The sequence below is a fragment of the Mycolicibacterium chitae genome (assembly GCF_900637205.1).
In the GTDB taxonomy this organism is placed as follows: domain Bacteria; phylum Actinomycetota; class Actinomycetes; order Mycobacteriales; family Mycobacteriaceae; genus Mycobacterium; species Mycobacterium chitae.
The window spans coordinates 84534-97609 of record NZ_LR134355.1; the positions used below are offsets into that span (position 1 = coordinate 84534).

Sequence of the window (13076 nt, forward strand, 5' to 3'; positions counted from 1 at the left end):
CCGGTGGGTTAGGCGGTCAGTGCGGGCATGTCGTCGGCTCCTATTTCAGGGTTGTCGTTGGTGACGGTAGTCAGGCGGCATCGGGCGAGGACGTCGAGGCCGAGGTAGCGGCGGCCTTCGGCCCACTCGTCGTTCTGTTCGGCCAGCACGGCGCCGACGAGGCGGACGATGGCGTCGCGGTTGGGGAAGATCCCGACGGCGTCGGTCCGGCGGCGGATCTCTTTGTTGAGCCGTTCTGCGGGGTTGTTGGACCAGATCTGGGTCCAGACGTCCTTGGGAAATGCAGTGAAGGCCAGGATGTCTTCGCGTGCAGCACTGAGGTGGTCAGCCACCGCCGGCAGCTTGTCGGTGACATAGTCGATGAGCCGGTCGAACTGCGCGGCCACCGCGGGCGCGTCAGGTTGGTCATAAACGCTGTGCAGCATCGCTTTGACCGCCGGCCACATGCTCTTGGGGCAGATGCTCATCAGGTTGGCCGCGTAGTGGGTGCGACACCGTTGCCAGCTGGCTCCGGGCAGGTTGGCCGCGATCGCTTCGCGCAGGCCGGCATGGGCGTCGCTGGTGACCAGCCGCACCCCGGCCAGCCCACGGGCGACCAGGTCGGCGAAGAACTCGTTCCAGGCCGGGCCGGTCTCGCTGGTGACCACCCGCATGCCCAGGACTTCGCGGTGTCCGTCGCCATTGACGCCAGTGGCCAGCAGCACGACCCCGTTGACCACCCGCCCGCCTTCGCGCACCTTCATCGTCAACGCATCCGCGGCGACGAAGGTGAACGGACCAGCAGAATCGAGTGGGCGGTGGCGGAACTGCTCGACGTGCTCGTCGAGGTCGGTGGCCATACGGCTGACCTGCGACTTGCTCAGCGAGTCGATGCCCAGGGTCTTGACCAACTTGTCCATCCGCCGCGTGCTCACCCCGGCCAGGTAACAGTCGGCGACCACGGTGATCAACGCCGATTCGGCCCGCTTACGGCGTTCGAGCAGCCACTCGGGAAAGTAGGTTCCCTTGCGCAACTTCGGGACTGCAACATCGATGCTGCCCACCCGGGTATCGAGGCCGCGGTGGCGATACCCGTTGCGCTGGGCACGGCGCCCCGGTGTGGGCTGGCCCCATTCAGCGCCCACCACGGCATCAGCATCCGCCGACAGCAGGGCGTTGATGACCGTCTGCAGCAGCGAGCGCATCAGATCTGGGGATGCCTCGGACAGGGCCTCGCCAAGAAGGCCGGCAGGGTCGACAATGTGGGGTGCGGTCATCGTGGGACTCCTCGAGGATTCTGTGGAAGGTTGACTCGAAGGATCACGCGGTGGCCGCTTCACGTCCATCACCGACACGATGACGAACCCAGCAACCGCGCTACACCACTATGCGGGACTCAACTGCCGACGAGGCCGCCAAGGCGATCTGTCGGACCTGCCCGCGGCGCTGGATCTGCGCGCGCGACGCCGTCGAGACCCCGGGAGCCGAGGGCGTCTGGGCCGGCATCGCGATCCCCGAGTCCGGGCGCGGCCGCACGTTCGCCCTGCGTCAACTGCGGTCGCTGGCCGAGCGCGGCGGCTACCCGGTCCGCAAGTCGCGCCGACGCCGGTTCACCGAGCCCGACGAGGGTGAGCGGGCCCCCGCGGTCGAGTAGCGGATGCAGGTAGCGCACTACGCGTGCCCCCGGTGATCGCAGCGCCGATCCTGAGAGGGCCAGTCGGGCAGGCTCATTCGGGGGAGGGCCGCGCCGACGCGAGCCGAGACCGCGGCTTGATGGGTGGATCGGATGCGACCACCGTCGAGGGGTAGCCGCGGTCTCGCTCGCTGTCGGGGCCGAAATTGCCGTCTCTAAGAATCGGCCTAACTTTCTGCAAAACCTCGATCCGGTAGGCGAAACCGGACGCCGAGGGGTCGCTGAGGGCCGTGAACCGCCCAGAACCCGTGGGCTACCAGGGAAATCTGGACCGAGAGGGCCAGTGGGCCGCCGATTCCGTTGTGGTGAAACACACTCGTCGAACCGCCGGAATCTCCGCTGCCAGCAAATTTTCTAAGGACCGCCCTTCGCGGCCCGTGCCGGCAACGACGGCCGGACACCGCCGCTGCGTGGAATCAAATACCCACGAAGACAATCGGTTTCGTGTTCTCGCGGCCGGGTTGAGGGCCGGTGCGCACCAAGATCGGGCAAATAGCTAGTTAGGCTGCACTAAGTTGGCGCAGGGGGCGGTTTTTGCTTTATCTTTTTACAACTTGTTGTGACCTGATGATCGGGCCGCCGTTCAGTGCTGCACGGCCCCACGGACCATCTACGAACAGGTCGGGGTCACGGCATATGAGACCGAAAGGGTCCGAACCGCTACCTTCCGGAACGCGGCGCAGGCTCTGAACAGCACACGAAGAGCTGATGAGGCTCTTCCCGAACGGATTCGGGTGGGTTCGCGGATGAAAAAAGCGCCCAGCACAGTTGGCCTGTACAACCCCGCCTATGAGCATGACTCGTGCGGTGTTGCGATGGTCGTGGACATGCATGGCCGGCGCAGCCGCGACATTGTGGACAAAGCCATTGCGGCCCTGGTCAACCTGGAGCACCGCGGTGCCCAGGGCGCCGAGCCCAACACCGGAGACGGCGCCGGCATCCTGATGCAGGTGCCGGACCGGTTCCTGCGCGCCGTCGTCGAATTCGATCTCCCGGAGCCGGGCAGCTACGCCACCGGCATCGCGTTCCTGCCGCAGTCGGCCAAGGACGCCGTGGCCGCCTGCGCCGCGGTGGAGAAGATCGTTGAGGCCGAGGGGCTGCAACTGCTCGGCTGGCGCGACGTGCCCACCGACGACTCCTCCCTGGGTGCGCTGGCCCGCGACGCCATGCCCACCTTCCGGCAGCTGTTCATCGGCGGCGCCTCCGACATGGAACTCGAGCGCCGCGCCTATGTCATCCGGAAGCGCTCCGAGCACGAGCTGGGCACCAAGGGCACCGGCCAGGACGGCCCGGGCCGCGAAACCGTGTACTTCCCAAGCCTTTCCGGGCAGACCTTCGTCTACAAGGGCATGCTCACCACGCCGCAGCTCAAGGCGTTCTACCTCGATCTGCAGGACGACCGGCTCGAGAGCGCCCTGGGCATCGTGCACTCCCGGTTCTCCACCAACACCTTCCCGTCGTGGCCGCTGGCGCACCCGTTCCGGCGGGTCGCGCACAACGGTGAGATCAACACCGTCACCGGCAACGAGAACTGGATGCGGGCGCGGGAATCCCTGATCCACACCGACGTTTTCGGCTACCACAACGACCTGAACAAGATCTTCCCGGTCTGTACCCCCGGCGCCTCGGACACCGCGCGCTTCGACGAGGTGCTCGAACTGCTGCACCTGGGCGGCCGCAGCCTGGCCCACGCGGTGCTGATGATGATCCCCGAGGCCTGGGAACGGCACGAATCGATGGACCCGGCCCGCCGCGCGTTCTACGAGTTCCACGACTCGCTGATGGAAGCCTGGGACGGCCCGGCGTCGGTGTGCTTCACCGACGGGACCGTCGTCGGCGCCGTGCTGGACCGCAACGGCCTGCGCCCTTCCCGCATCTGGGTGACCGACGACGGCCTGGTGGTGATGGCCTCGGAGGCCGGCGTGCTCGACGTCGACCCCAGCAAGGTGGTGCAGCGGATGCGGTTGCGCCCGGGCCGGATGTTCCTGGTGGACACCGCGCAGGGCCGCATCGTCTCCGACGACGAGATCAAGGACCAGTTGGCAGCCGAGCACCCCTATCAGGAGTGGCTCGACGAGGGTCTGTTCCCGGTCGATGAGCTGCCGCAGGGCAACTACGTCAAGATGCCGCACCACCGGGTGGTCGCCCGCCAGCAGATCTTCGGCTACACCACCGAGGAACTGAACCTGCTGCTAGCCCCGATGGCCCGCACCGGGGCCGAGGCGCTGGGCTCGATGGGCACCGACACCCCGATCGCGGTGCTCTCGCAGCGGCCGCGGATGCTGTTCGACTACTTCCAGCAGCTGTTCGCCCAGGTGACCAACCCGCCGCTGGACGCCATCCGCGAGGAGGTGGTCACCAGCCTGCAGAACACCCTGGGCCCCGAGGGCGACCTGCTGAACCCCGATGCGAACTGCTGTCGGCAGATCGTGCTGCCGCAGCCGATCCTGCGCAACGCCGAGCTGGCCAAGCTGATCAACGTCGACCCCGATCACGAGATCCGCGGCCGCAAGCACGGCATGCGGGCCGCGGTGGTCCAGTGCCTGTTCCCGGTCGCCGACGGCGGCCAGGGACTGCGGCGCGCGCTCGAGGACGTCCGCACCCGCGTTTCGCAGGCCATCCGCAACGGGGCGCGCATCATCGTGCTCTCGGACCGAGAGTCCAACGAGTGGCTGGCGCCGATCCCGTCGCTGCTGTCGTTGGCCGCGGTGCACCATCACCTGGTGCGCGAGCGCACCCGGACCCAGGTGGGTCTGGTCGTGGAGGCCGGCGATGCGCGCGAGGTGCACCACATGGCGATGCTGTGCGGGTTCGGCGCCGCCGCCATCAACCCCTACCTGGCGCTCGAGTCGATCGACGACATGATCGAGCGCGGCGCGCTCACGGGCCTGACCAGTGACGAGGCCAAGACCAACTACGTCAAGGCCGCCGGCAAGGGCGTGCTGAAGGTGATGTCGAAGATGGGCATCTCGACGCTGGCCTCCTACACCGGCGCGCAGCTGTTCCAGGCCATCGGCGTCTCGCAGCGGGTGCTCGACGAGTACTTCACCGGGTTGTTCTGCGCCACCGGCGGAATCGGCCTGGACGACATCGCCGCCGACGTCGCGACCCGCCACGAGCTGGCCTACCTGGAGCGTCCCGACGAGCGCGCGCACCGCGAACTCGAGGTCGGCGGCGAATACCAGTGGCGCCGCGAGGGCGAGTACCACCTGTTCAACCCGGACACGGTGTTCAAGCTGCAGCATTCGACCCGCACCGGCCAGTACGAGGTGTTCAAGGAGTACACCAAGCTGGTCGATGACCAGAGCGAGCGGATGGCCTCGCTGCGCGGCCTGCTGAAGTTCAAAGAAGGTGTGCGCGAACCGGTTCCGCTCGACGAGGTGGAGCCGGCCAGCGAGATCGTCAAGCGGTTCTCCACCGGCGCGATGAGCTACGGGTCGATCTCCGCCGAGGCGCACGAGACCCTGGCGATCGCCATGAACCGCCTCGGCGGGCGGTCCAACTCCGGTGAGGGCGGCGAATCCGTCGACCGGTTCGAGCCGGACGCCAACGGCGACTGGCGGCGCAGCGCCATCAAGCAGGTGGCCTCGGCCCGGTTCGGCGTCACCAGCCACTACCTGACCAACTGCACCGACATCCAGATCAAGATGGCCCAGGGCGCCAAGCCCGGTGAGGGCGGCCAACTTCCGGGCCACAAGGTGTACCCGTGGGTGGCCGAGGTGCGGCACTCCACACCCGGCGTCGGGCTGATCTCGCCGCCGCCGCACCACGACATCTACTCGATCGAGGATCTCGCCCAGCTGATCCACGACCTCAAGAACGCCAACCCGGCCGCGCGCATCCACGTCAAGCTGGTCAGCGAGAACGGGGTCGGCACCGTGGCCGCGGGCGTCTCCAAGGCGCACGCCGACGTCGTGCTCATCTCCGGGCACGACGGCGGCACCGGCGCCACCCCGCTGACCTCGCAGAAGCACGCCGGCGCGCCGTGGGAGCTCGGCCTGGCCGAGACCCAGCAGACGTTGCTGCTCAACGGTCTTCGCGACCGGATCGTGGTCCAGGTCGACGGGCAGCTCAAGACCGGGCGCGACGTCATGGTCGCCGCGCTGCTCGGCGCGGAAGAGTTCGGCTTCGCCACCGCGCCGCTGGTGGTGTCGGGCTGCATCATGATGCGGGTCTGCCACCTCGACACCTGCCCGGTGGGCGTGGCGACGCAGAACCCGGTGCTGCGCGAGCGCTTCAACGGCAAGCCCGAGTTCGTGGAGAACTTCTTCATGTTCATCGCCGAGGAAGTCCGAGAGCTTATGGCGCAGTTGGGCTTCCGCACCGTCAACGAGATGGTCGGCCAGGTCGGCGCGCTGGACACCACGCAGGCCGCCGAGCACTGGAAGGCCTACAAGCTGGACCTGACCCCGGTGCTGCACGAGCCGGAGTCGGCGTTCATGAACCAGAACCTGTACTGCACCTCGGGGCAGGACCACGGTCTGGACAAGGCGCTCGATCAGCAGCTGATCGCCCAGTGCCGCGAGGCGCTGGACCACGCGACCCCGGTCCGGTTCAGCACCAGCATCGCCAACGTCAACCGCACCGTCGGCACCATGCTGGGCCACGAGGTCACCAAGGCCTATGGCGGACAGGGGCTTGCCGACGGCACCATCGACATCACGTTCGAGGGCTCGGCGGGCAACAGCTTCGGGGCCTTCGTCCCGAAGGGCATCACGCTGCGGGTCTACGGCGACGCCAACGACTACGTCGGCAAGGGCCTGTCGGGCGGGCGCATCGTGGTCCGCCCGTCGGACAACGCCCCCGCCGACTACGTCGCCGAGCAGAACATCATCGGCGGCAACGTCATTCTGTTCGGCGCCACCAGCGGGCAGGCCTTCCTGCGCGGCGTGGTCGGCGAGCGGTTCGCGGTGCGTAACTCCGGGGCCCACGCGGTGGTGGAGGGCGTCGGCGATCACGGCTGCGAGTACATGACGGGCGGCCGGGTGGTCATCCTCGGCGAGACCGGGCGCAACTTCGCGGCCGGCATGTCCGGCGGTGTCGCCTTCGTCTACGACCCCCACGGCAGACTGCCGGATAATTTGAACTCCGAGATGGTCGAACTCGACGAACCCGACGAGGCCGACCTGGATTGGTTGCACACCATGATCACCGCCCACGTGGACGCCACGGATTCGGCTGTCGGACAGCGGGTGCTGGCCGACTGGCCGGCCGAGCAGAAGAACTTCGCCAAGGTGATGCCGCGCGACTACAAGCGCGTGCTCGCCGCCATCAGCGAGGCCGAAGAGGCCGGCGCCGATGTCAACGAAGCGATCATGGCGGCGGCTCGTGGCTGATCCCAACGGTTTCCTCAAGCACACCCAGCGTCAGACGCCCGCGCGTCGGCCGGTTCCGCTGCGCCTCAAGGACTGGAAAGAGGTCTACGAGGAGTTCAGCCACGACACCCTGCAGGTGCAGGCCTCGCGCTGCATGGACTGCGGAATTCCGTTCTGCCACAACGGGTGCCCGCTGGGCAATCTGATCCCGGAGTGGAACGACCTGGTGTTCCGGGGCCGGTGGCGCGACGGCATCGAGCGGTTGCACGCCACCAACAACTTCCCGGAGTTCACCGGCCGGCTGTGCCCGGCGCCGTGTGAGGCCTCCTGCGTGCTCGGGATCAACCAGGACCCGGTCACCATCAAGCAGGTCGAGGTCGAGCTGATCGACAACGCCTTCAACGAGGGCTGGGTGGTCCCGCTGCCGCCGTCGGTGCTCACCGGCAAGAAGGTGGCCGTGGTGGGTTCGGGCCCGGCCGGTCTGGCCGCCGCCCAGCAGCTGACCCGCGCCGGGCATCACGTGACGGTGTTCGAGCGCGCCGACCGTATCGGCGGTCTGCTGCGCTACGGCATCCCCGAGTTCAAGATGGAGAAGCGCCACATCGACCGCCGCCTCGAGCAGATGGCGGCCGAGGGCACCGAGTTCCGCACCGGGGTCAACGTGGGCGTGGACATCACCGTCGAACAGCTGCGGGAGGACTACGACGCGGTGGTGCTGGCCGGCGGGGCCACGGCCTGGCGGGATCTGCCGGTCCCCGGGCGTGAGCTCGACGGCATCCACCAGGCCATGGAGTTCCTGCCGTGGGCCAACCGCGTCCAGTTCGGCGATGACGTGCTGGACGAGAACGGTCAGCCGCCGATCACGGCCAAGGGCAAGAAGGTCGTCATCATCGGCGGCGGTGACACCGGCGCGGACTGCCTGGGCACCTCGCACCGCCAGGGCGCGGCCAGCGTGCACCAGTTCGAGATCATGCCGCGCCCGCCCGAGACGCGCGCCGATTCGACGCCGTGGCCCACGTATCCGCTGATGTTCCGGGTGTCCTCGGCGCACGAGGAGGGCGGCGAACGGGTGTTCTCGGTCAACACCGAGAAGTTCGTCGGCGAGGACGGCCGCGTGACGGCGCTCAAGGCCCACGAGGTGGTCATGCAGGGCGGCAAGTTCGAGAAGGTCGAGGGCTCGGACTTCGAGCTCGAGGCCGACCTGGTGCTGCTGGCCATGGGCTTCGTCGGCCCGGAACGCGAGGGGCTGCTGACCGAACTGGGCGTGGAGCTGACCGACCGCGGCAACGTGGCGCGCGACGACGACTTCCAGACCTCGGTGCCCGGCGTCTTCGTCGCCGGCGACATGGGGCGCGGGCAGTCGCTGATCGTGTGGGCGATCGCCGAGGGGCGGGCCGCCGCCGCCGGCGTGGACCGGTTCCTGGTGGGTGAGACGGCGCTGCCGGCGCCGATCAAGCCGGCCGCGGCCCCGCAACGGTAGTCACACCCGTCACTCCAGAATCATCTGCCCCATTCGTCGGCGCGCCTCTGCGGCTTTGCCGGAGCTACGTTGTTAAATGCATCACACCGCGCGTTGCGGTATGGTAGTGGCTCGGTCCAGCTAAAACGACCGCAGGAGTGATAGCAGTGCACGTCAACCCACTGACCCGTTCGCGGGTGGGGCGAATCGCCTGGTCATTGTTCCGGCACCCCGTCAAAAGTCGTGAGTTCCCGGCCAAGCACGAGCGGCTGGTGACCCGGGCCGAGATCCTCCGCTACGGAGTCTGAGGGCTTCTCCTCGTCGCGGGACGCCGGGTGCTGACGCCCGGGTAACCTAGCTTGAGTTTGCTCGCTGGTGGCCTGAGTCCCGGATCGCTTCGGCGAGCGGTTCCAGCACCGCCGGATCGTGTGGCGACGGCAGATACACGATTGCCAGGTCCAGGCCCTCTGCGCCCAGCGCCGCGGCCTCGTCGACCACCCGTTGGTAGTCGCGCTCGGGGTTCAGCCGCACATGGGCGGACAGCCGGATCTCGCGCGGGTCGCGGCCGATGTCGGCGCAGTGTCCGGCCAGTACATCGCGCTTGTGGGCGAACTGCTCGGGCGTGCCGCCGACGAAGTTCCAATGATCGGCGTAGCGGGCGGTGATGCGCAGGGTGCGCTTCTCCCCGTTGCCGCCGATGCAGATCGGCGGGTGCGGTCGCTGTGGCCCTTTGGGCTCGTTACGCGCCTCGGCCAGTTGGTAATAGGCGCCGTCGAACGTCGTCGTCTCCTGGCTCAGTAGGCCCTTGAGTACCTGGCAGGCCTCCTCGAACCGGTCGAAGCGCTCCTTGATGGAGCCGAGTTCGATGCCGTAGGCGCCGGATTCCTCCTCGTTCCAGCCGGCGCCGATGCCGAGTTCCAGCCGCCCCGCCGAGACGATGTCCAACGTCGCCGCCATGTTGGCCAGCACAGCGGGATGCCGGTAATGGATGCCGGTCACCAGCACCCCGATCCGCAGCCGCTGCGTCGCCTGGGCCAGCGCGGTCAGGGTGATCCAGCCCTCCAGGCAGGGCCCGGTGGGGTCGGAGAAGATGGGATAGAAGTGGTCGAAGGTCCATCCGGACTCGTAGACGTCGATCTCGTCGGCCGCCCGCCACACCGCGAGCATGTCGTCCCAGGTCGTGTTCTGCGGTGAGGTCTTGAACGCGAATTGCATTTTGCCCAGCGTAGTCCGCGCCCTCCGCGCGGGGGCACTATGGAAAGCATGGCACCACTGGATCCGGCCGCCGTCCTGCGCGAGATCGCCTACTACAAGGACCGCGCGCGGGAGGACAGCCGTCGGGTGATGGCCTACCGCAACGCCGCCGACGTCGTCGACGGTCTCAGCGACGCGCAACGCGAGAAACTGGGCCGCACCGACGGTTGGCAGTCGCTGCCCGGGATCGGACCCAAGACCGCGAAGGTCATCGCCCAGGCCTGGGCCGGCGTCGAACCCGACACCCTCGTCGAATTGCGCGGCAATGCAAAGGATCTCGGTGGTGGTGACGTCCGCGCCGCGCTGAAGGGCGATCTGCACCTGCACTCCAACTGGTCCGATGGGTCGGCCCCGATCGAGGAGATGATGGCCACCGCCCAGGCCCTGGGCCACGAGTACTGCGCACTGACCGACCACTCGCCGCGGCTGCGGATCGCCAACGGCCTGTCGCCCGACCGGCTGCGCCACCAACTCGACGTCATCGACGAACTACGCGAACAGTTCGCGCCGATGCGCATCCTCACCGGCATCGAGGTCGACATCCTCGAGGACGGCACGCTGGATCAGGAACCCGAGCTGCTCGACCGGCTCGACGTGGTGGTGGCCAGCGTGCACTCGAAGCTGGCGATGGACGCACCCGCGATGACCCGGCGCATGGTTCGGGCGGTGTCGCACCACCGGGTGGCGGTGCTGGGCCACTGCACCGGGCGGCTGGTCGAGGGCGGGCGCGGGAAACGACCCGAGTCCAAGTTCGACGCCGAGAAGGTGTTCACCGCCTGCCGCGAGCACGGCACCGCGGTGGAGATCAACTCCCGCCCCGAGCGCCGCGACCCGCCGTCGCGGCTGATGAAGCTGGCGTTGGAGATCGGCTGCCACTTCTCCGTCGACACCGACGCGCACGCGCCCGGGCAGCTGGACTTCCTGGGCTTCGGCGCGCAGCGCGCCCTGGACAACGGCGTGCCGCAAGACCGGATCATCAACACCTGGTCGGCCGACGAGCTGCTGGCCTGGGCCGGCAGCTGACCGGGGCCTGGCTACACTCCGCTCATGCACGCCGGCCTGGGAATCGACACCACTTTGACGCTGCTCGCGGCCGGGCTGATCTTCCTGCTGGCGCTGATCCTCGGGATCTGGAAGTACCGCGAGATGGCAGTCGCCGAGAACCATCTGGCCCACCCGTATGTCGACATCGCGCACCGGGCCGCGCTGCTGTACTCGTTCGCCACGCTGCTGGCTGCGGTCTTCGTCGAACTGAGCGCCTGGCCGACGGCGGTGAACCTGACCGCCGCGGGCGTGCTGGTGTTCTTCTTCGTCTTCGCGATCGCGACCTACATCTTCCACGGCGCCAAGCGCGACACCACCAATCAGTTCAGCCACCCGGACGCCACGCTGCACGCCGGCATGGCCGCGCTGATTATCGGCGAGGTCGGCGGCTTCGGGGTGCTGCTGGCCGGATTCGTTGCGGGGCAGCTGCTTTAGTCAGGTAGCTGCGGCACCTCGATCCCGGGATCGCGCCCGAGCAGCACACCGCGGGTCAGCGCGGCATTGCCGTACCGTCGCCGCACGTCGTCGACGGCGAGATCCATCGCCCACCGCTCGGCCCCGTCGTCGAGCGGCAGCTCGAGCTGCTGGGCCCCGCCGCGGTCGATGTTGGACACCGCGAACCCGACCAGCGTGAGCCCGCGCTGCGCGATCAGCGGGGCGGCGTCGGCGACCAGCGCGCGGGCCGCGGCCAGGATCGGTTCGGTGGCCGCCGTCGCGCGGGACAGGGTGCGGGCGCGGGTGGCCCGGCCGTAATCGTCGAAGCGCAGCCGCAGCGTCACCGTGCGGCCGGTGCGCTGGGCCGCGCGCATCCGCCGGGTGATCCGGTCGACCAGGTTGACCACCACCGCGTCGACCTCGGCCGGCGACATGGTGTTGCCCGCGCGGCCCAGCGCGCGCTGGGCGCCCACCGAGCGCCGCCGCACCCCGGTGACCACCCGCCGTCGGTCGATATTGCGGGACAGGCAGTAGAGCTGATGTCCCATCGCGGCCCCGACCATGGCCGCCAGCGTGGTCTCGGTCAGCTCGGCGACCTGCGCGACGGTGTGGATGCCGTGGCCGCGCAGCTTCTCCTCGGTCTTGGCGCCCACGCCCCACAGCCGGCGCACCGGCAGCGGATGCAGGAACGCCAGTTCGCCCTCCGGCGGCACCAGCAGCAGCCCGTCGGGCTTGGCAACCTGGCTGGCGACCTTGGCCAGGAACTTGGTCCGCGCGATCCCGACGGTGATGGGCAGGCCGACCTGCTCGCGGACCTGCTCGCGCAACCGCGCCGCGATCTGTACCGGTGTGCCGGCCGTCCGCACCAGCCCGCCGACGTCGAGGAACGCCTCGTCGACCGAGAGCGGCTCGACCAGCGGGGTGGTGTCGTGGAAGACCTCGAAGACCGCGGCGCTGGCCTGCGAGTAGGCCGACATCCGCGGCGGCACGACGATGGCCCGCGGGCACAGCTGCCGCGCCTGCCGGCCGCCCATCGCGGTGCGCACCCCGTAGGCCTTGGCCTCGTAGCTGGCGGCGAGCACCACCCCGCCGCCGACGATCACCGGCCGGCCGCGCAGGGCGGGGTCGTCGCGCTGCTCGACCGAGGCGTAGAACGAGTCGAGGTCGGCGTGCAGGATGGTCGCGCCCACGAACAGATGTTCGCACCGGGGTGTGACAGGGGGACCTATCTGGTGCCGTAGATGCTGGTCATCCAGATGTGGGTGAGGGTCTCGACCAGGCGTTCGGGGGCCACGGCGCCGGCCTCGCCGGAGATCGCGGCGATCATCGCGCGCTCGTTCATCTGGTTGAGCGCGGTGGCCAGATCCTGCGCGGGCATGGTCTCCGGGGCGGCGCCGCGGTGGCGTTCGGCGGCGATCAGCGCGGCGGTCTGGTCGATCCACTTGCGCATGAAGCCCGACCACAGGGTGCGGACCTCGGGATTGGTGGAGACGGCCTCGGCGCCGGCGCGGGCGAGCACCGGATCGGCGGCGAAGGCGCTGAAGAAGGTGTGGATGCCGTCGCGGAACGCCCGGCCCGGGTCCGACGGCACGGCGCTGATGTCGGACAGCCCGGAATCGGCGTGCTGGATCAGTGGGTCGAGCAGCGAGAGCAGCACCGCCTCCTTGGACGGGAAGTAGAAGTAGAACGTCGGCCGCGACAGCCCGGCCCCCTTGGCCATGTCGTCGACCGAGATCTCGGCGAACGGGCGTTCGGCCAGCAACCGCCGGGCGGTGGCGAGGATGGCCTGTTCGCGCTCGTCCCCCGACGGGCGCGAGCGCCGGGAACGCCCGGTGCGTTTGGCGGTTGTCACGACGCTGACCTTACAGGGTGTTGAGAAAACTCAACAGGGTGTTGA

10 protein-coding genes are annotated in these 13076 nt (G+C 68.7%); 6 read left to right on the forward strand and 4 right to left on the reverse strand.

Annotated elements, in window-relative coordinates; genetic code table 11:
- Positions 1–8: 8 nt before the first annotated feature.
- Positions 9–1256: an IS256 family transposase gene (locus EL338_RS00405; protein WP_126331946.1), complete on the reverse strand. Its 1248-nt coding sequence runs from the start codon at positions 1254–1256 to the stop codon at positions 9–11.
- 110 nt (positions 1257–1366) lie between these two features.
- On the opposite strand from EL338_RS00405, the gene EL338_RS00410 reads away from it, so the two are divergent.
- From EL338_RS00410 to EL338_RS26065, 4 genes are all read left to right on the forward strand, one after another.
- Entirely contained in the window at positions 1367–1633 is a 267-nt protein-coding gene (locus EL338_RS00410) for a WhiB family transcriptional regulator (RefSeq protein WP_126331947.1), read from the forward strand.
- Positions 1634–2418: 785 nt separating this feature from the next.
- Positions 2419–7008 (forward strand): glutamate synthase large subunit, encoded by a 4590-nt coding sequence (gene gltB, locus EL338_RS00415; protein WP_126331948.1) that lies wholly within the window; start codon positions 2419–2421, stop codon positions 7006–7008.
- Positions 7001–8467 (forward strand): glutamate synthase subunit beta, encoded by a 1467-nt coding sequence (locus EL338_RS00420; RefSeq protein ID WP_126331949.1) that lies wholly within the window; start codon positions 7001–7003, stop codon positions 8465–8467. The genes gltB and EL338_RS00420 overlap by 8 nt, the downstream gene beginning before the upstream one ends.
- 146 nt (positions 8468–8613) lie before the next feature.
- A complete protein-coding gene (locus EL338_RS26065) occupies positions 8614–8754 on the forward strand; it encodes a hypothetical protein (RefSeq protein WP_170217409.1) in 141 nt (46 codons plus the stop codon).
- Positions 8755–8800: 46 nt separating this feature from the next.
- On the opposite strand, the gene EL338_RS00425 is transcribed toward EL338_RS26065, so the two are convergent.
- Complete coding sequence (locus EL338_RS00425; RefSeq protein WP_126331950.1) at positions 8801–9661, reverse strand: LLM class F420-dependent oxidoreductase; 861 nt, start codon at positions 9659–9661, stop codon at positions 8801–8803.
- Positions 9662–9718: 57 nt separating this feature from the next.
- On the opposite strand from EL338_RS00425, the gene EL338_RS00430 reads away from it, so the two are divergent.
- Entirely contained in the window at positions 9719–10723 is a 1005-nt protein-coding gene (locus EL338_RS00430; protein WP_126336587.1) for a PHP domain-containing protein, read from the forward strand.
- Positions 10724–10747: 24 nt separating this feature from the next.
- A complete protein-coding gene (locus EL338_RS00435; protein ID WP_126331951.1) occupies positions 10748–11179 on the forward strand; it encodes a hypothetical protein in 432 nt (143 codons plus the stop codon).
- On the opposite strand, the gene dinB is transcribed toward EL338_RS00435, so the two are convergent.
- Positions 11176–12369: a DNA polymerase IV gene (dinB, locus tag EL338_RS00440; RefSeq protein ID WP_235666320.1), complete on the reverse strand. Its 1194-nt coding sequence runs from the start codon at positions 12367–12369 to the stop codon at positions 11176–11178. The two genes, EL338_RS00435 and dinB, sit on opposite strands and share 4 nt — an antisense overlap.
- Before the next feature lie 35 nt (positions 12370–12404).
- Positions 12405–13031: a TetR/AcrR family transcriptional regulator gene (locus EL338_RS00445; RefSeq protein WP_126331952.1), complete on the reverse strand. Its 627-nt coding sequence runs from the start codon at positions 13029–13031 to the stop codon at positions 12405–12407.
- Positions 13032–13076 lie beyond the last annotated feature (45 nt).